Annotated in this window: 19 protein-coding genes; 8 read left to right on the top strand and 11 right to left on the bottom strand. The window is 68.0% G+C overall.

Annotated features, from left to right (window positions below):
- Positions 1 to 35: 35 nt before the first annotated feature.
- Both ASE22_RS20140 and ASE22_RS20135 read right to left on the bottom strand, forming a co-directional pair.
- Positions 36 to 1,460: an MFS transporter gene (locus tag ASE22_RS20140; RefSeq protein WP_056363827.1), complete on the bottom strand. Its 1,425-nt coding sequence runs from the start codon at positions 1,458 to 1,460 to the stop codon at positions 36 to 38.
- The gene (locus tag ASE22_RS20135; RefSeq protein ID WP_056363825.1) at positions 1,460 to 1,924 is read right to left on the bottom strand and encodes a MarR family winged helix-turn-helix transcriptional regulator; all 465 of its coding nucleotides are present in this window, start codon (positions 1,922 to 1,924) and stop codon (positions 1,460 to 1,462) included. Before ASE22_RS20135 ends, ASE22_RS20140 begins: the two co-directional genes overlap by 1 nt.
- 159 nt (positions 1,925 to 2,083) lie before the next feature.
- Here ASE22_RS20135 and ASE22_RS20130 point away from each other — a divergent pair, with 159 nt between their 5' ends.
- Genes ASE22_RS20130 through ASE22_RS20120 form a run of 3 tightly spaced genes read left to right on the top strand, consistent with a single transcriptional unit; the run spans position 2,084 to position 5,656 of the window.
- Positions 2,084 to 2,914 carry a p-hydroxycinnamoyl CoA hydratase/lyase gene (locus ASE22_RS20130; protein ID WP_056363822.1) on the top strand — a complete coding sequence of 277 codons (831 nt, stop codon included), beginning with the start codon at positions 2,084 to 2,086 and terminating at the stop codon, positions 2,912 to 2,914.
- Positions 2,907 to 5,012: an acetate--CoA ligase family protein gene (locus ASE22_RS20125; protein ID WP_056363820.1), complete on the top strand. Its 2,106-nt coding sequence runs from the start codon at positions 2,907 to 2,909 to the stop codon at positions 5,010 to 5,012. The genes ASE22_RS20130 and ASE22_RS20125 overlap by 8 nt, the downstream gene beginning before the upstream one ends.
- Positions 5,009 to 5,656, top strand: coding sequence for a glutathione S-transferase family protein (locus ASE22_RS20120; protein WP_056363819.1), 648 nt, complete (start codon positions 5,009 to 5,011; stop codon positions 5,654 to 5,656). The genes ASE22_RS20125 and ASE22_RS20120 overlap by 4 nt, the downstream gene beginning before the upstream one ends.
- Before the next feature lies 1 nt (position 5,657).
- On the opposite strand, the gene ASE22_RS20115 is transcribed toward ASE22_RS20120, so the two are convergent.
- Genes ASE22_RS20115 through ASE22_RS20100 form a run of 4 tightly spaced genes read right to left on the bottom strand, consistent with a single transcriptional unit; the run spans position 5,658 to position 8,889 of the window.
- Positions 5,658 to 6,527 carry an amidohydrolase family protein gene (locus ASE22_RS20115; RefSeq protein ID WP_056364179.1) on the bottom strand — a complete coding sequence of 290 codons (870 nt, stop codon included), beginning with the start codon at positions 6,525 to 6,527 and terminating at the stop codon, positions 5,658 to 5,660.
- Positions 6,527 to 7,453, bottom strand: a complete 927-nt coding sequence (locus ASE22_RS20110; RefSeq protein WP_056363818.1) for an alpha/beta fold hydrolase — start codon at positions 7,451 to 7,453, stop codon at positions 6,527 to 6,529. The genes ASE22_RS20115 and ASE22_RS20110 overlap by 1 nt, the downstream gene beginning before the upstream one ends.
- Positions 7,454 to 7,457: 4 nt before the next feature.
- Positions 7,458 to 8,000, bottom strand: a complete 543-nt coding sequence (locus ASE22_RS20105; RefSeq protein WP_056363816.1) for a hypothetical protein — start codon at positions 7,998 to 8,000, stop codon at positions 7,458 to 7,460.
- Between the two features lie 4 nt (positions 8,001 to 8,004).
- Positions 8,005 to 8,889 carry an amidohydrolase family protein gene (locus ASE22_RS20100; protein WP_056363815.1) on the bottom strand — a complete coding sequence of 295 codons (885 nt, stop codon included), beginning with the start codon at positions 8,887 to 8,889 and terminating at the stop codon, positions 8,005 to 8,007.
- A 214-nt stretch (positions 8,890 to 9,103) separates the two neighbouring features.
- Between ASE22_RS20100 and ASE22_RS20095 the strand changes: the two genes are divergently transcribed.
- The 3 genes from ASE22_RS20095 (at position 9,104) to ASE22_RS20085 (ending at position 11,653) form a co-directional block, all read left to right on the top strand.
- A complete protein-coding gene (locus ASE22_RS20095; protein ID WP_056363813.1) occupies positions 9,104 to 9,556 on the top strand; it encodes an ester cyclase in 453 nt (150 codons plus the stop codon).
- Positions 9,553 to 10,239 carry a glutathione S-transferase family protein gene (locus ASE22_RS20090; RefSeq protein ID WP_235536478.1) on the top strand — a complete coding sequence of 229 codons (687 nt, stop codon included), beginning with the start codon at positions 9,553 to 9,555 and terminating at the stop codon, positions 10,237 to 10,239. Before ASE22_RS20095 ends, ASE22_RS20090 begins: the two co-directional genes overlap by 4 nt.
- Positions 10,240 to 10,318: 79 nt before the next feature.
- Entirely contained in the window at positions 10,319 to 11,653 is a 1,335-nt protein-coding gene (locus ASE22_RS20085) for an MFS transporter (protein WP_162248207.1), read from the top strand.
- A 5-nt stretch (positions 11,654 to 11,658) separates the two neighbouring features.
- Here ASE22_RS20085 and ASE22_RS20080 read toward each other — a convergent pair whose 3' ends face one another.
- Positions 11,659 to 12,342: an EthD domain-containing protein gene (locus ASE22_RS20080; RefSeq protein WP_056363809.1), complete on the bottom strand. Its 684-nt coding sequence runs from the start codon at positions 12,340 to 12,342 to the stop codon at positions 11,659 to 11,661.
- 190 nt (positions 12,343 to 12,532) lie between these two features.
- Between ASE22_RS20080 and ASE22_RS20075 the strand changes: the two genes are divergently transcribed.
- The gene (locus tag ASE22_RS20075) at positions 12,533 to 13,300 is read left to right on the top strand and encodes an EthD domain-containing protein (protein WP_056550002.1); all 768 of its coding nucleotides are present in this window, start codon (positions 12,533 to 12,535) and stop codon (positions 13,298 to 13,300) included.
- A gap of 25 nt (positions 13,301 to 13,325) precedes the next feature.
- Here ASE22_RS20075 and ASE22_RS20070 read toward each other — a convergent pair whose 3' ends face one another.
- From ASE22_RS20070 to ASE22_RS20055, 4 genes are all read right to left on the bottom strand, one after another.
- A complete protein-coding gene (locus ASE22_RS20070) occupies positions 13,326 to 14,627 on the bottom strand; it encodes an aromatic ring-hydroxylating dioxygenase subunit alpha (protein WP_056363804.1) in 1,302 nt (433 codons plus the stop codon).
- Positions 14,627 to 15,391 (bottom strand): enoyl-CoA hydratase/isomerase family protein, encoded by a 765-nt coding sequence (locus tag ASE22_RS20065; RefSeq protein ID WP_056363802.1) that lies wholly within the window; start codon positions 15,389 to 15,391, stop codon positions 14,627 to 14,629. The genes ASE22_RS20070 and ASE22_RS20065 overlap by 1 nt, the downstream gene beginning before the upstream one ends.
- Positions 15,388 to 15,993 (bottom strand): carboxymuconolactone decarboxylase family protein, encoded by a 606-nt coding sequence (locus ASE22_RS20060; protein WP_235536479.1) that lies wholly within the window; start codon positions 15,991 to 15,993, stop codon positions 15,388 to 15,390. Before ASE22_RS20060 ends, ASE22_RS20065 begins: the two co-directional genes overlap by 4 nt.
- 99 nt (positions 15,994 to 16,092) lie before the next feature.
- Entirely contained in the window at positions 16,093 to 16,848 is a 756-nt protein-coding gene (locus ASE22_RS20055; RefSeq protein ID WP_235538179.1) for a GntR family transcriptional regulator, read from the bottom strand.
- A 203-nt stretch (positions 16,849 to 17,051) separates the two neighbouring features.
- Here ASE22_RS20055 and ASE22_RS20050 point away from each other — a divergent pair, with 203 nt between their 5' ends.
- On the top strand, positions 17,052 to 17,711 hold the full coding sequence (locus ASE22_RS20050; protein WP_056363800.1) for a glutathione S-transferase family protein: 660 nt from the start codon (positions 17,052 to 17,054) through the stop codon (positions 17,709 to 17,711).

Genomic DNA, 17,711 nt, shown 5'->3' with positions numbered 1-17,711 from the left:
TCTTTTCGATATTATCGATGCAAGCCCTTTGCGCGTTATCTGCGTCCGGAGACTTCGGCGCCGGCGTCGGGCGGCAGGCGAAGGAAGGAGATCAGCCCGGCCAGCGAAACGGCGGCTATGATCGGGAAGGCGATGCCGATGTCGGCCGCGGCCGGCATGGCACGGCCGTGCCAGTCGCGCTGAAGGTCGATGATCGCGGCCGCGAAGCCGACCCCCAGGCTCTGGGCGAGCTGCTGAAACATGCTCGAAAGGCTCGATGCGTGACTCATCCGGGCCGGCGGCACGTCGGCATAGGCGATCGAGTTGAGCGTGGTGAACTGCAGGGATCGGAGGAAGCCGCCGAAGAACAGTGCGCCGATCATGATCCAGTGCGGCGTCGCGGCCCCGAACAGCGCATATCCCGCCGAGACCGCCGCCAGCAGCACGGCATTGCCGATCAGCACGTTGCGGAAGCCGAGCGCGCGGATGATGGCGGGGGCGCTGGCCTTCACCACGATCGCGCCGAGCGCGGTGTTGAAGGTCAGCAGCCCTACCTCGAAGGCGGACATGCCGAAGCCGAGCTGGAGCATCAGGGCGAGGAGGAAGGGGATCGCGCCCAGGATCAGACGGGAGAACAGGCCTCCGACGGCGGATGCCCGGAAGGTCTGGATCCTGAGCAGCGAGAGGTCGATGATCGCGCCCGGCGTCCTGCGCGCATGGCGCAGATAGAGATAGCCGCAGCCCGCGCCGCCGAGCAATATCGCGACGACCAGCGGCCAGGGCAGCGTGTCGTTGCCGAGGCTTTCGAAGCCGAAGACCAGTCCCGAAAGGGCTGCGGCGGACAGGACCAGTCCTCGCAGGTCGAGCCTGTCGACCTTTTCCTCCCGTACCGCCGGAATGAACAATGTGGCGAGCAGGATGCCGATCGCCGCAATCGGCACGTTGATCAGGAAGATCCAGCGCCACGAGGTGTGGGTGACGAGGAAACCGCCGAGCGGCGGGCCGACGATCGGCCCGATCACGGCGGGGATCGTCAGATAGGACATCGCCTGCACCAGCTCCGACTTACGCACGCTGCGCAGCAGGACGAGGCGCCCGACCGGGAGCATCATCGCGCCCGAAGCGCCCTGCAGCATGCGCGCGCCGACCAGCTGCCAGAAGTCCTGCGCGACGCCGCACATCAGCGAGCTGGCGGCGAAGGCGGCGATGGCGACGCGGAACACGTTCTTCGCGCCGAAACGGTCGGCCACCCAGGTCGAGAGGGGCAGGAACACCGCCGCCGCCAGAAGATAGGCGGTGATCGCGACATTGAGCTTTACTGGATCGGTGTGCAGCGACCGGGCCATGGTCGGCAGCGCGATGGCGATCACATTACTGTCGAGCGTGTGCATGAACAGCGCGGCGCCGATGATCATGGGCAACAGTGGCCCCGTCCGCGCCGGCGCCCGATCCTGCTCGGCGCCGATGGTGTCCCCGGCCATCAGACGTTCAGCCGGACGAGACGGTCCAGCGGGACGACCGCGGCGTCGAGCGCGGCCAGTTCGCCGGGCTCCATGAGCGCCAGTCGGGTCATGAGCCAGTCGGTGCGGGACCGGCGGACGGCCGCCAGCGCCTGGCTGCCTGCATCGCTCAACGCCAGCGCGACTCGCCGCTTGTCCCCCCCATCGCTGCCGGGGGCGCGTTCGATCCAGCCGGACGATTCCAGGCGCTTGACGTGAACACTCATCGTCGGGCGACTCATCTGTTCGACCTGCGCCAGTTCGGAGATTCCGACCCCCGGGTTTTGCTTGATCGCCATGAGGATCTGCGACTCGAGCGGAGAAATGCCGGATTTCTGCGCCTCGCGCCTGAGCTGCCGGCTCACCTGCAGCAGCAGCGGGCGGAGCCGGTCGGCCAGTTCGGCGGTCGGGGTCGTGGGTGGGGCCTGATGGGGTTGCTTCGTCATGCCACGCTGTTATTAGGTAACTAACCTAACTACAAGTCTCGGCGGGATGGACGACGATGTCGGATATGGGCATCGCCGCGCCAAAAAGGCCATAAGATTAGCTGTTAGTCATAATTGGCGGCGACACCTGCGCCGCCGCGAACGGAAGGTGAGAGGCATATGGACAGGATCGAACGAAGCTGCGTCACGGTGGATTTCGACGAGGGGATCGCCTGGGTGACGCTGTCCCGGCCGGATAAGCGGAACGCGATGAGCCCGGCGCTGAACAGCGAGATGCTCGAGATCCTCGAGGATCTGGAACTCGACGATCGCTGCCAGGTGCTCGTCCTGACCGGCGCGGGCGAATCCTTTTCCGCGGGCATGGATCTCAAGGAATATTTCCGCGAGACCGACAAGCTGTCGCCGAGCGCGATCCGCCGGGTCCGCCAGACCGCCTATGCCTGGCAGTGGCGCAAGCTCATGCACTATGGCAAGCCGACCATCGCGATGGTCAACGGCTGGTGCTTCGGCGGCGCCTTCACCCCGCTCGTCGCCTGCGATCTCTCGGTCGCCGCGAACGAGGCGGTGTTCGGCATCTCCGAAATCAACTGGGGCATCATCCCGGGCGGCAACGTCACCAAGGCGGTGGCCGACAAGATGCGGCCCGCCGACGCGTTGCTGTACATCATGACCGGGCGCAACTTCGACGGACGCAAGGCCGCCGAGATGGGGCTCGTCAACGAAGCGGTGCCGCTGGCCGATCTGCGCACGCATGTCCGCGCGCTCGCGATGGAGCTGATGGGCAAGAACCTGACGGTGATGAACGGAGCCAAGATCGCGTTCAAGCAGGTGCGTTCGATGACCTGGGATGCGTCCGAGGATTATCTGACCGCAAAGGCGGCACAGGTGCGGCAGCAGGACAAGAGCAACGGCCGCAGCCAGGGCCTTTCGCAGTTTCTCGACGCCAAGAGCTTCCGCCCCGGTCTCGAAGGCTATTCCAAGGATGACTGAGGCGATCGACCGGTGCCGGGCGAACGTCGGAGCGCTGTTGCGTCCGCGTTCGATCGCGATCGTCGGCGCCTCATCCAGCCCGTCCGCCTTCAGCCGGCGGCTGCTGGCCAATCTCGAGCGCTTCGCCTTTCCCGGGGAGATCCACCTGGTCGGGCGGGCGGAGACGATCGAGGGGCGGCCCTGCCTGCCCAGCGTCGATGCGCTGCCCGAGGACGTCGACCTTGCGGTGATCGCGATCGGGCGGGAAAGCGTGCCGGAATCGGTACGTCGCTGCGGGCTTCGCGGCGTCCGGTCGGCGATCGTCTATGGTTCGGGTTTCGCCGAGACGGGCGAGGAGGGGCGCAGGGCGCAGGATGAACTCGCCGGCCACGCGATCGACGCGGGCATAGCCCTGCTCGGACCGAACTGCACGGGGCTTACCAATTTCGTCGGGAACATCCCGCTCACCTTCGGCAACTCCAAACCCCGCGCAGTCAAGGGCCCGGCGATCGCTATCGTCGGGCAGAGCGGCGGGATGGTGGGCGCGATCCGCATGGCGCTCGAGGCGCGGCAGCTCGACATCTCGTACACCATCGCCACCGGCAACGAAGCCGTGCTCGGGGTCGAGGATTTTCTGGACGAACTGATCGGCGACGAGACGACGCGCGTCATCCTCGTCTTCGCCGAGCAGATCCGGCGCCCCGACCGCTTTCTCCACGGCGCGGCGAAGGCGCAGCGCGCGGGCAAGGCGCTGCTGCTCCTGCATCCGGGGCGGAGCGCCGCCGGCCGGCAGTCGGCGGCGTCGCACACCGGTGCGATGGTCGGCGACCATGCAGCGATGCGCGCAGCGGTCGATCATGCCGGGATCATCCGCGTCGATACGGTCGAGGAACTGGTCGACGTGGCGGAACTCGTGCTCCGCTGCCCGCAGCCGCCGCAGGGCGGACTCGCGATCCTGACCGATTCGGGGGCTTTCAAGAGCCTGGCGGGGGACTTCTGCGAGACGGTGGAGGTCGCCCTGCCGCCGATCGAGCGGATGAGGGACGCATTGGCGACGGAACTTCCCGCCTTCATCTCGCCCGAGAACCCGCTCGACGTCAGTGCGCAGGCCCTTCAGCAGCCCGATATCTACGGTCGCTGCGGAAGGCTGCTGCTCGAGGAGCCCGGCGTCGGCGCGCTGCTGATCGCGATCATGCCGTCGTCGCCCGAGTTCGGCCTGAAGGCGGCACAGGAGACGCTGGCGCTGTTGCCGGACACCGGCAAGCCGGTGCTCTATGTGCTGTTCGGCGGCGACAGCCCGATCTCGCCCGACCTCACGCCCTTGCTGCGCGAAGCCGGCATTCCCTTCTACCGCGTCCCCGAGCGGGCGATGGCGGCGATCGGCCATTATATGCGCCATGCCGCATCCATCGGACAGCAGCGCACCGCGGCGTTGTCGTCGGTGCCCGCGATGCCGGCGGATGCGGGGGCGGCGATGCCCGAATGGCAGGCGAAGCAATGGCTGGGGAGGGCCGGCCTGCCCGTGCCAGAGGGGCGGCTGGCCACCGATGTGGAGGCTGCGGTCGCCGCCGCCGCCGGCATCGGATATCCCGTGGCGCTGAAGGCGCAAAGCGCTGCCCTGCCGCACAAGAGCGACGTCGGCGGCGTCATCCTCGGCATCCCCGACGAGGCCGGGCTCCGCGACGCATTCGCCCGGATGAGCGGCTCGATCGCCATCCCGCTCGACGGCATGCTCGTCGAACCGATGGCGAAGCGCGGCACCGAATTGTTCGTCTCGGCGCGGCGCGATCCGGCCTGGGGACCGATGCTCACGATCGGGCTGGGAGGCGTGTGGGTCGAGGCGCTGAACGATGTCCGCACCTTCCCGGCCGATCTCGGCGAGGTGGCGATCCTGGCCGAGATACGGGCGCTGCGCGGCGCCCGGTTGCTCGATGGCTGGCGAGGGGAGGCCGCCGTCGACCTGTCGGCGGTCGCGACCGTCGCGGCGCAGCTCGGGGCGTTGCTGACCGCCTCGCCCTGGGTGCAGGAAATCGAGATCAATCCGCTGCTGGTCTACCCCGGCACGGGGGGCGTGCTCATCCTCGACGCGCTGATCGCAACCGATCGGGCGGCCGGATGAAGCTACACTGGTCGCCCAGCGCCCCCTTCGTCCGCAAGGTCATGGTGGCGGCGCATGCGCTGGGCCTCGCCGACAGGATCGACTGCGTCCGCAGCCGCGTCGGACCGGCGCGGCTCAATGCGGAGCTGATGGCGGACAATCCGCTGAACAAGGTGCCGACGCTGGTGTTGGCGGACGGGACCGTCCTCTACGATTCGAGGGTCATCTGCGACTATCTCGACGCGGTGGCGGGCGGGGGGATCCTGGTGCCGGCCGAACCGGCCGCGCGCTGGCGGGCGCTGCGTTGGCAGTGCCTGGCCGACGGATTGGTCGATGTCGCCATATTGCTGCGCGACGAGCATTTCCGGGGGGAAGGCCATCGGTCGACGGCCCATCTCGCCGCCTACACGACAAAGATGCGCGCCGGCCTGGACGCGATGGATGCGGAGGTGGAGGCGCTCGACGACGCCAGGCTGAATGTCGGCAGCATCGCGATCGGCGTGGCGCTCGCCTATATGGACTTTCGTGCCCCCGGCCTGGAATGGCGGGCCGGCCGGCCCCGCCTGGCCGCCTGGGAACGTGTCTTTGCCGAGCAGCCCGCGATGCGCGCGGCGCCCTTCGTCGACGAGGGTGGAAAGAAGTTCGCCTTCTACGCGATGGAGTAGCTCAGCCGAAGCCGTAGAGCGTCGCCGGATTGTCGACGAACACCTTCCGGCGGATCGTCTCGTCGGCGGTCCAGCTGTCGAACAGGTCGATGAGGCCGCCGAGGTCGGGCTTGTGGGCCATGTTCACGAACGGCCAGTCGGTTCCCCAGACCAGCCGATCGAGATTGGCTTCGATCAGGGCGTCGTGGAACGGCCGCGCGTCGGCATAGTGGGGGGCCTCGGTCGAGCGGCGGACGACGGTGAGCTTCACCCAGATGCGACCCTCGCGCAGCAGCGCCAACAGGGTCTGGAAGGCGGGATCGTCGACCCCGCCGGCCGACTTTCCGACCGTCGCCATGTGATCGAGCACCAGCGGCAGGCCTGTGTCGAGCAGACGGGGCATATGCTCGGCGAAGGTCTCGGTCTTGGAGAATAGCTGGGCGTGCAGCCCCGCCTCGCGCAGGCGGGGCGCCATGTCGTAGAGTTCGGCGAAGCCGCAGGATCCCTTGGGCCGCCCGCCGTAGCGCTGCGAGAGCATCTCCACGAAGCGCAGGCCGCGCAGCCCGGCGGCGCGGAGCCCGGCGAGATGCTCGACGCTCGTTTCGGGCTCCGCCACGCCGATGCCCGCCCGGGCGTGCGGTGCCTGCGCGATCGCATCGATCAGGCAGCCATTGTCGTCGCCATAGGCGGTCGGCTGGACGAACACGCCGCGGGCGAAGCCGAGCGCCCCGAGCATGGTCCGGTGCATCTCCGCGGTCGCCTCGGGCGGGGTGTAGCTGCGCTCCTGGGCCAGCGGAAAGCGGTCATAGGGGCCGAGGACATGCGCATGGGCGTCGCATGCCAGATCGGGGAGCGGGACGGAGGGGGGCGAGGCAAGGGGCATGTCGGTCATCATCTGTTCCCTGATCGGACCCGATGGAGGAAGGACAGGACGCGCTGGTTGAAGCCGTCCGGCTGTTCCCAGAACAGCGCATGTCCGGCTTCGGCGAAGATGGCGATCTCCGCATCGGGAAGGCGCCGCGCGAAAGCGCGTATCAGCGGAGGCGGGGCGTAGAGGTCGGCGTCGCCGCCCATCGCCAGCACCGGAGGGAGCGAGGCGGGATCGAGCGCGTCGGAAGGTCGCGCCTGGCCCCGCGCCGGCGGCGGGCCGTGGCGCGCCTGTTCCTGCAGCGTGGTCCAGCGCCGTACGCCGACCGGGTTGGCCGCGCGATAGGAGGGGCCGAGCTCGCGGAACGCGGGCGGCAGTTCGTCCCATCCGTTCGGCAGCAGGCCGTTCAGCATCGCATGGTCCTCGGGCGTCGTGGCGAGCGCCAGGCTCGATGCGAGCACCAGCGAGCGGACCCGGCAGGGGTGGAGTGCGACGAAATCCAGCGCGACGAGGGCGCCCGCCGCCGATGCGACGATATGCGCCCGGTCGATCGCGAGCTGGTCGAGCAGCGCGCGGAGATCCTCCGCGTCGGTCGAAGGGGTGCTGGCGGCATGCGCGTCCGACTGGTAGAAATTCCGCCGCGAATAGCCGATCACCCTATAGCCCGCGGCGGCGAGCGCCGGCTGTTGATAGGGCCACGCAGCGTGGCTGCCGGTCATCGGGTGGAGCAGGACGACGGCATCCCCGGTTCCTCCCGTGTCCCATGCGAAGAGGCGGACCTGGCCCAGTTGCCGCAGCCGGGCCTCGGCCGGCGCCTGGGGCGGTGGATCCTTCGATTGCGCCTGTGCGGGGACCAGGCATCTTCTTGCCTCCGCCGGTTCAGCGCCGAGCCGGGCCGGCAGCAACGCAGCCGAAGCGGTCAGGCCCAGCATCTGGCGGCGGCGAAGCATGCCGCTAGGGTTCCCGCCAGAAGGAATAGCGGGTGTAGAGCGAGGAGAAGCGGCGCATGCGGGCCGACCATGGGGTGCGCGCCGCCGCCATCCACTGCGCCGACTGGCTCAATGCCAGATCGCTCATCAGATAAAAGGCCAGGTGGGTGGGTCCATGGCCGGGAAGAGCCTGGTACCGCCCGGCCTGAAATATGCCGGGCAGCGCGGCGAGGCGCGGCATATGCTCGCTTTCGTACCAGTCCTCGAATTCGTCCGCGGCCTCGGGCGCTGTCTCGATGAAGGTGAGCACCAGGCCCCGGGCATCACCCGGCTCCGCCCGGTGGCTGGACACCCGCCGGCCCCGCCACGAAAACGCCTCTCCGCACGCTTCGACGGACTCGCCGACCAGCAGTCTGCGCGTGGGGGACGGAAATGCGGGATCGCCTGTGAGGTGGCTCGAGCCGCCACGCCAGCCGGCCATATCGTCATCCCCTGCGAGCTCCTTCATGACAATGGCTATGGCGTCGCCCTTTCGGGACTGCCGCATCAGCTCTTCGGCGACCTCCATCGGCTCAGAACCCATAGAGAACGGCCGGGTTGTCTACCATTATCCTGGCCGCCGCCGCCTCGTCGCCGGTCCAGTCGCGGAACCGGTCGACGAGCGCCCCGATGTCCGGCGTTCGCTCGCCGAGGTTGAGCATCGGCCAGTCGGAGCCGAACACCAGTCGATCGGGATTGGCCTCGACCAGCGCCTCATGGAAGCTGCGCGCATCCTCATAGCTCGGATAGGCGGCCGAACTGCGCACCATCGTCAGCTTCACCCACAGCCGGCCCTCGCGAACCAGCGCCAGGAACTCGCGATAGACCGGCGAAGCGGCGTTCCAGTCGGTCTGCCCGGTGCGGCCCATATGGTCGACGACGATCGGCAGGCCGAGCGCGAGCAGGCTGTCGCGCGCTTCGACGACAGTGTCGGCATTGGCGAAAAGCTGCGCATGCAGGCCATGTTCGCGCAGGCGCGGAGCCAGCGCCGCGAGCGTGCGCAGGTCGCTCGCCCCCGCCATGCCGTTGGGATAGCGTTTCGATTTGACCTGGGTGAAGCGCACGCCCGCGAATCCGGCTGCGCGCAGCTCGGCGAGCGCGGCATCGGTCACATTTTCGTCGACGACGGCGATGCCGCGCAACCGATCGGGCGCCGCGGCGATCGCGGCGGCGATCGCGCGATTGTCCACACCGTGGGCGGAGCCCTGGACGACGACGCCGCGATCGAAGCCGAGCGCATCGAGCATCGCGCGGTGCGCTTCCGGCGTGGCTTCGGGCGGAGTGTAGCTGCGCTCCTCGGCGAGCGGGAAGCGCGCGAACGGCCCGAAGATGTGGGCATGTGCGTCACAGGCTCCGGCGGGCGGAGCGATGCGCGGCTTCGACGGGAGCGCGGGGACGCCGGGCGGGACTGGGGACATCAGGAGCCGGCGCCGATTTCATCGCTGAAGAAGATCATGGGCGGCGCCTGTACAACGGTCGCCGACGGCCCTTCCGCCGGCAGCCGCAGGCATAGGTCAAGCCGAATAACTTGAAAAGCCATATCTTTGACCTTATGGCGGACGATATGGCCGGCGATGCCGGACGAGTGACGGGAGAGTCGGACATGGCGGAAGAGATCTGGGGCACCGCGGCATGAGCGGCGCCGGCTCGACCGATGCGATCAAGGCGGTCGCCGCAATCTACTATGCGGAGCATGCAGCGCCGATGGAGCAGTCCATGCGCGCGATCGCCGAGGACGTCATCTACCATAACCGTCCCGGCGCGCCGACGACCCTGCAGCTGTGGAAGGATCGCGAGAACCGCTTTCGCGTGGCGATGAGCGAGATCACGACGACCGTTCATCGCCAGATCGCCGAGGGTGATCTCGTCACCACGCACTGGACGCTCGAGGCGGTCCACAGTGGCCGCTTGATGGACTATCCGGCGTCGGGACGGCGCATCAAGATGGACTCGATCTGCATCGACCGGGTGGTCGGCGGACTGGTGGTCGAGCATTGGGGCGTGCGCAACCTGCTCGCCGTACTGCGGGCGATCGGGGCGGTGCCGACGTTCGAGCCTCCCCGCCCTGACCGGACCGCGGCATGAGCAGCCCCGCTTCGGGCGACGAGTCCGTCTCCCGCGCTCCGATGAAGCTGCATTGGTCGCCCAGTTCGCCCTTCGTCCGGAAGGTGCTGATCGTCGCGCACGAACTCGGGCTGGTCGACCGGATCGCGTGCGAGCGCGCCGTGGTCGGCCCGGCGCGGCTCAATCCCGACGTGATGGGCGACAATCCGCTCAACAAGATTCCCACGCTCGTGGCGCAGGGATCGCTCGTCCTGTTCGATTCGCGCGTGATCTGCGAATATCTCGACGATCTCGACGGCAGGGGGCTGATGTTTCCGCGCGATCCGGCGAGGCGATGGCCCGCGTTGCGGCGGCAGGCGCTGGGCGACGGGCTGACCGAGACGGCGGTGCTTCTGCGCGACGAGCATTGGCGTGGGGACGGCCATCGGTCGGCGACGCACCTGCTCGCCTATCGGGAGAAGGTCCGCGCCTGCCTCGCTGCGCTGGAGGCAGAGGATCTCGCCGCCGAACGACCCGACATCGGGCATGTCGCCATCGCCTGCGCGCTGTCCTATCTCGACTTCCGCATGGCCGAGATCGGCTGGCGCGAGGCGCACCCCAGGCTCGCGGCATGGGAAAGCGCGATCGCGGAGAGGCCGTCGCTGGCCCTGACGCTGCCGGTCGAGGCGAACAAGCGGTCGCTGAGTTTCTACGAGATGGAATGATCTTCCGGCCGCCGCGGGCGGCGGGGTGCAAAAATGCCGCCGCCGGCGAGGCGGAATGGCCAGGGATGAGGAGTGGGTGGTGGCGGGTGCAGGACATTCGGGCGTGTCGCAGATCGTGCGATCGGGTCCGCTCAAGCTGTGGCAGCTGGTAACGCTCGTCCTGTGCATCCTGATCAACATCTCGGACGGGCTCGATACCTCGGCGATCGCCTATGCGGCGCCGTCGATCCTCAAGGACTGGCGGCTGGGGCCGGAGACGATGGGGCTCATCTTCAGCCTCGGGGCGGCGGGGCTGGTGTGCGGCGCGATCTTCGTCGCGCCGCTCGCCGATCGGTTCGGTCGGCGCAACATCATCATGTGGGCGGTGGCGTTCAACGGCCTCTCGATGCTGATGATCGCCACGGTCGATTCGGTCGAGGCGCTCCTGGCTCTGCGCTTCGTCACCGGTCTCGGCATCGGCGCGCTCGTTCCCTCGCTGAGCGTGATGGTGGTCGAATTCTCTACCGAACGCCGGGGCAACATCTTCCTCGCCCTGGTCCATGTCGGCTTCGCCATAGGCGCGATGCTCGGCGCGGCGGTGGGCGCCGTGCTGATCGAGGCTCTCGGCTGGCGGTCGATCTTCGTCTTCGCCGGGCTGGTGAGCCTCGTCCTCGCCGCGCTCTCCTTCCTGCTGCTGCCCGAATCGCTGCATTTCCTGCTGACCCGGCAGCCGCGCAATGCGCTGGCGCGCGCCAATGCGCTGCTCGCCCGGCTGAACGAACCGTTGCTCGAGGCACTGCCGCCGCGCCCGCCCGCCGCCACGGCGGGGCAGGGGACGGTGCGAAGGCTCTTCGCCCCCGAATATCGGACGGTGACGCTGCTGCTCTGGCTGGCCGCCTTCTCGCGCTATTTCGTCAGCTATTTCCTCACGCAGTGGAAACCGCAGATCCTCGTCCTGGCCGGGGTGTCGCCGACGCTGGCGATCGCGAGCGGAATCGTCACCGGCGGCGCGGCGATCATGGGCGCGCTGTTGATGGGGACCTTCGCCTCGACCCTCGGCGCGCCGCGGGCGACCTGCGTGAGCTTCGCGCTGTGCGCGGCGAGCCTCGTCACCTTCGGCTTCATCCAGGCCGAACCCGTCCTGCTGCTGGCGGTCGCGGCGGTCGCGCTGTTCGCGATCGAGGCGACCTTCACCGGCGTCGTCATCGCGAGCACGCGCTTCTATCCGGTCGAACTCAGGAGCACCGGGGTCGGCTACACGATCGGCGTCGGCCGGTTCGGCGCGATCGCCGGGCCCTATCTGGGCGGAGCGCTGCTGGCGATGAACCTCGACCGGGCGGTCGTCTATCCGGTCTATGCGGCGGTCTGCCTGGTCGGCGCCACGGCGATCCTGATCGCCTTCCGTCGACGGGTGGAGGTGGCCGGGACCAACTGAGCCGATCAGCCGCCGGTCCGGCCCGGCGGCGGCATGTCCTCATGTTCGTCGACGTAGAGGAGCAGATGGCTGTGGAAGAAGCCCAGCCGCGAACCGACCGTGTCCCTGATCGCGAGGCTCGCCGTCTCGAAGGCAGCGGCGTCGGCCCACCATAGTTCGGCATAGCCGTCCCAGGGCGCCTGCTCGTGATCGAGCAGGTTGAGCACATAGCCTTCGAGGCCCGGTTGCCGGTTCGCCTGGGGAGCATGTTCGTGGACCCAGTCCTCAAAGAATTCCTCCCGGCCCGTCGTTGGTCCCCGCCCCACCAGCCCGATGCGCTTCACGCGCCGTCGTCCGGCCTGCGCGGTCACCGGCCGGACGACGACCTCGTGCGAAACGAAGCGCATCGCGTCGTCTCGCATGAACAGTGCCTGGTCGGCGGCGAGCGACTCGACGAGCACCGGGTGGGCCGGGCCCGCCGCATCGTCGAGCCAGAGCTCGACCACCGCATCATATGGCGCATCCGGACTGCGGAGACGATCGACGGCGTTGAAGGTCAGCCCCCTCAGCCCGGGCAGGCACCGCAGGAGCGGCGCGCGGTGGAGGCGCCAGTGTTCGAGGAAGGCCTCGTGCGCAAGGCCGTCGGCGCGGCGGATAAACTCGGTGCGCTTGAGAAGCGGTTCGAGCCGGATCGTTCTGCGTTCACTCATGGCCAAGTCTCGCATGATCGCGCGTTGACGCCCTATAGATCATATTTTAGACCTTTAAAGAACCCGGCGGCTGGCAACGGCCGGAGACCGTCGGGATAAGCCTTGATCGGGAGAGTCGACAATGGAGGAGGGCCGATGCGACCGTCGCAGCCTGATTGCGATGGGTGGTCTGGGACTCGTTTCCCTGGCGATGGGACGGGACCCGGCGACGGCGCAGTCTGTCCCTGCGGCGCCGGGCGACGAGCTCCGGAAATCGATCTCGCTGATCATGCGCAAGCCTAGCCTGACCGTCGAACAGTTCAACGCCCGCTGGCTCGGAGAGCATGGGCCGGGCTCGCGCAACGTGCCCGGCTTGCGTGGCTTCGTGCTCGGCGAGGTGGTGGAGGATCCAGGTCGCCGACCGGGTGCGCCGGCGGCGCCGGCTCTCGACGGCATCGCCGAGTCCTGGCAGCCGGCGGGAACCCAGCGCTCGGCACAGGCGCGCGACAATCCGTTGGTGCGCGAATGGCTGGCTGCGGCGCCCGGCTATATCGGCGCGATCAACATCTATGCGACGCGTGAGCATGTCTTCGTTCCGCCGGTGCGGGGCGGACTCAAGGTGATGACCTTCATCTCGCGCAAGCCCGGCACGTCGCGCGAGGATTTCGTGCGGCATGTTCTGGAGGTGCATGGTCCCCTGTCGCGCGAGGTCCCGGGGTTGGGCGGCTATGTGCTCTCGGAAATCCTCCGCAGCGCGCAGATGCCCGGTATCGCTCCGGTGCCGGGCCTCGCCGACGTCGACATCATCGGGACGAGCTGGCTGCCCGCCGACCCCGGGCACAAGACCCCCGACACGCCCGAGCGCCGGGCGTGGCTCGCCGACGGGGCCGCGCATTTCGGACAGTTCGTGCGGTATGCGATGGTGGAGCATGTCTTCATCCCGCCGCCTGGCACTTCGGGATCCCCGGCGCCGCGCTGAGCGGGGCAAGGGGGGCGATCGGGAATCAGGTTGCGTGCGTCGCCCGCCCGGCCCCGGAAGGCTCGATCTCCTCCGGCGTTACGCCCATTGCTCTCCAGAGCGCCTCCTGCACCGCGCGCGGCTGCCCCGCCTGATAGGGATAGCCTCGCAGGTGCCGGCCGAGCACCGGATGGGCCAGCAGCTCCGCGCGCGGCAACCCGCGCGCATAGCGGTCATAGTGCGAAATGGGCAGGTGGATCACGCCGCCTTCGGGCGGGCTGCGCAGCACGCCCTTCGGATCGCGGCCTTCGGCCACCGCCTTCACGTCGGCGAACAGCTGGCGTCGCATCAGCCCGACGCCCAGGTCGCTCTTCCCGAGATGCTCCTGGGTGCGGTCGGCGATCGTGCCCTGGCCGATCCAGGCGACGAAGTCCTGGTTCATCACATGGCTGGAAATCCACTCGCCATCGGCGTCGCGGGTCGGGCCGTACCAATAGGGAATGCGTTCCTGCACATAGGGTTCGCATTCCAGCGGCACGCGCTGGAACGACCACGCGATGCTCAGCGTGTTCTCGTCGTCGACGGGAACGCGCCATTCGAAATGGTCGCCGAGGAACACGCCGATCGGCCAGAGCGTCACCCGTCCGACGGTCCACAGATCATGCTTCTCGTCGGTGTCCTCGCGGATCCGCTTGTAGAGGAAGCCATGCTCGAATTCCTCGAAGTCGATCTTGACGTGGCGGGGCGCATAGGGGCCCCGCTCGCCCTTGAGCCGGATGCTCCAGTTCGAATGCATCCACTCGAAATGCACCGGATCGATCGAGTTCTCCTGGCACTGGGCCCAGTTGCACGGCACCTCGGAGATGATGATCTGCTTGAAGCCGTTCGGCCAGGAAAAGGCTTCATATTCAGGCAGGATCGGGGGTTCGCCGGTTCCGAGGAAGGCCCAGAGCAGCCCGCCGGCCGCGCGCACCGGATAAGCCTTGATACGGGTCTTGTCGCGCACGTGCGCGGCGCCGAGCGCGACATCTTCATAAGGCTGCTCGATGGTGCGGCCGTCGGCGTCGAACAGCCAGCCATGATAGTTGCAGCGCAGTCCGCAATCCTCGACGAAGCCGAAGGACATGTCGGCACGCCGGTGCGGGCAATGGCGGTCGATCAGCCCGAAGCGGCCACCGAGATCCTTGTATACGACGAGGTTCTCGCCGAGCAGGCGGACCGGTTTGACCGCCCGGTCGTCCAGCTCGCTCTCGGCGGCGATCGGCAGCCAATATTGGCGCAGCACCGCGCCCATGGGCGTTCCCGGGCCGACCCGGGTGAGCAGTTCGTTCTGTTCGTGCGTAAGCATCAGCGTCCCCGGAAGACAGGTGCCCGTTTATCGACGACCGCGCGCACGGCCTCGCGCGCGTCCTCGGTCGCCATGAGCTTTGTGCTGTAGGTCTGCTCGAGGGCATAGCCCTCGTCGACCGGCAGGAATTCGGCCGCGTTCATCGACTCCTTGCCGAGCCGCAGGCCGAGCGGAGCCTTTCGGGCGATCTCGTCGGCCAAGGCATGGGCAGTGTCGAGAAGCGCGGCCGGCTCGACCAGCTCGTCGACCAGCCCCGCCGCGAGCGCCATCGGCGCCGTGATGGGCCGGCCGGTGAACACCATCCGCCGGAGCGTGCCCTGGCTGACCAGCCTGCCGACATGCGCGGTGCCGCCGCAGCGGCCGATGTTGATCTCGGGCAGGCCGAAGGTTGCCGTCGGCACCGACAGCCGAATGTCCGATACCGCCGCCAGGACGCATCCCGCGCCGAGGGCCGGGCCGTTGACCGCGGCGATGACGGGGACGGGGCAATGGCGGATCGTGGCGAAGGTGCGCCGGACGACGACGGCGTTCGCCTCGTCGTCCTCGAGTTTCGCCGTCACGAATTCATGGAGATCCTTGCCGGCGCAGAAGGCCTTGGTGCCCGCGGCGGTGAACACGACGCAGTTGATCGCCTCGTCGCTTCCGATCTCCTCGAAAGCGCCGGTGAGCGCCTCATAGTCGGCCAGCGTCAGCGCGTTCACCGGCGGACGATCCATGGTCACCCGGGCGACGGCACCGGAACGTTCGATCCTGATGCTGGTCATTCCGCGGCCTCCCGAAACGGATCGGCCGATCCCGCGGGAAGATCGAAGGCATGCGCGTTCAGCGTCATCGCGACGAGCGTATAATAGCCGATCAGGGCGGTCAGCTCGACGACGCCGACGGTGCCGATCAGCGACAGGGCTTCGGCATAGACCGCGTCGCTGATGCCGTGCCGGTCGTGCAGTTCCTTGGCATAGGTGTAGATGATCTCGTCGTCCCGCCGTTCGAAGGCCGGGCGGCGGTCCAGTCGGATCGCCTCGATGATCCCGTCGGAAAGCCCGCTGGATCGCGCGGGCGGCTCATGCTGCACCCATTCGAAGGGGCAATCCCAGGCGCGGGCGGTGACGAGGATCGCCAATTCGCTGTGCCGCGGCGGAAGCGATGTCTGGTAGCGCAGCAACTGCCCGAACTGCTGCCATTTGTCGGCGAGCTCGGCGTTGTGAAGCGCGGCGCGCAGCGGCCCTACCATCAGGCCGCGCGGGCCGTCGACGACGTCACGATAGACCTTGAGCTGCGCCGGGGTCATTGTTTCGACTTCGGGAAACGGAATTCGCGGCACCCAGATCTCCACCCGTTCGCGCATCCCGTCGGCGCGCCACGTCATTGCGTCATGACCGGGGCGACACCCCGATCAGACAAAGAGTGTATAGGGCATCTTTATGACCTTTGTCGAGCCCATTCGACGCGGTTTGGTCGGGCGCGCCTATTTCAGCTTGATGTCGAGCCGGACGATGTCGCCGCGATAGGTGCCGTCGGACACCATGACGAGCCTGCCGTTGCTGTCGACAGCCGAGCGATGGACATAGGCGACGGGCGCGTTGAGCGAGACGCCCAGTTCCCTTGCGGTAACGACGTCGGCCGCGCCGATGGTCAGCGTCTGCCGCACATCCTCGAGCTTCACCCCGCGGATGCTGCTCAGCAGGCTGAGTGCGGTCTTGGTTTCCAGGTCCTCGCGCTTGAGTCGCTTGTACAGCGTCTCGTCGAGATAGGTGTAGGCGACGAGGAAGGGCTTTCCGTCGCGCGAATGGCGGCGCTTGAACCGGCGGTAGCTGCGCGCCCGTTCGCCCTGGGTGTCGATGAGCGCGGGCGGCTGCTGCCCGGTCTCTTCGGACAACAGTTCGATCGTCGCCCCGGGGCGCGATCGGAGCAGGCCGGACCAGTCGGTTTCCACCTCGCACCAGAGTTGGTCCTGGGGCCGATAGGTCACGAAGGTGCCCTTTGCGCGGTAGCGCGCGATCAGCCCGTCATTGTCGAGCCTGCCGAGCGCCTGCCGGACGGTCGCGCGTGCGACTCCATATTCCGCGGCCAGTTCCTCGACGGTCGGGATCTGGCTGTCGGTCTGCCATTGCCCGGACTCGATCATTCGGCGGAACAGCGTGCTCAGCTGAAGATAGCGGGGCATCCCGGTGGCATCATCGTCCAGCGGGCGCGATTCAGTGAGGGTGGGCTGCGAGTTCATGGTCCTGACGTAAGACAAAGCGGGTTCCATTCCAAGTCGCTCGCGCTTTCGGGTACCCGGCCCCCGGTAGCATGGCCACGGCTGCCTTCATATCTTTAGTTTATTCCTATGGAAGATTGACCTAAGATCGTCTAACGCGAGCTGACGATCTTTTCCGCCACGGATGGGGCCTTCGCTTGTCCTCCGCTTCACCTTCCCCCGATATGCCGAGCGCCGGCCGCGGCCCTGCCGGCGATTCGCTGCCGCCGCCCGTCGCGCTGCACTGGTCGCCGAAGTCGCCCTTCGTGCGGAAGGTCATGATCGTGTTGATCGAATGCGGTCTTGCCGGCCAGGTCGAGAAGATCCGCACACCCGTCGACCGGCGAAAACCCAATCTCGCCTATATGCAGCAGAACGCGCTGGGCACGATACCGGCCCTGCGCCTGTCGGATGGGACGCTGCTGTTCGATTCGCCGCTGATCTGCGACTATCTGCTCACCCTGCGGCCGCGGCCGGACCTGCTCCCGCTTGCCGGACGCGATCGTTTCGAGGTGCTGCGCCGGCAGGCCTTCGCCGATGCCATGCTCGACGCCATTCTCGTCTGGCGCCAGGAGCGGATACGGCCGGCGGCCGAGCGCAGCGCCGAGGTCGACGCCGCTTATGCGGTAAAGGCGTCGGCTGCGCTCGACCGGCTGAACCGCGACGCGCCCGCTTTCCCGGCGGGATTCGATCTGGGCCACATCGCAACCGGATCGGCGCTGGCCTATCTCGACCTGCGCTTTCCCGACATCGACTGGCGGCGCGGGCGGGACGATCTCGCCGCCTGGCACCGGGCGTTCGAGGATCGCCCCTCCGCCCGCGCGACGCGTCTCGCCCTCGACTGA

The organism is Sphingomonas sp. Root720 (assembly GCF_001428605.1).
In the GTDB taxonomy this organism is placed as follows: Bacteria; Pseudomonadota; Alphaproteobacteria; order Sphingomonadales; family Sphingomonadaceae; genus Rhizorhabdus.
The sequence above is the reverse complement of the archived record's forward strand: the minus strand, read 5'-3'. Positions and strand labels throughout refer to the sequence as shown.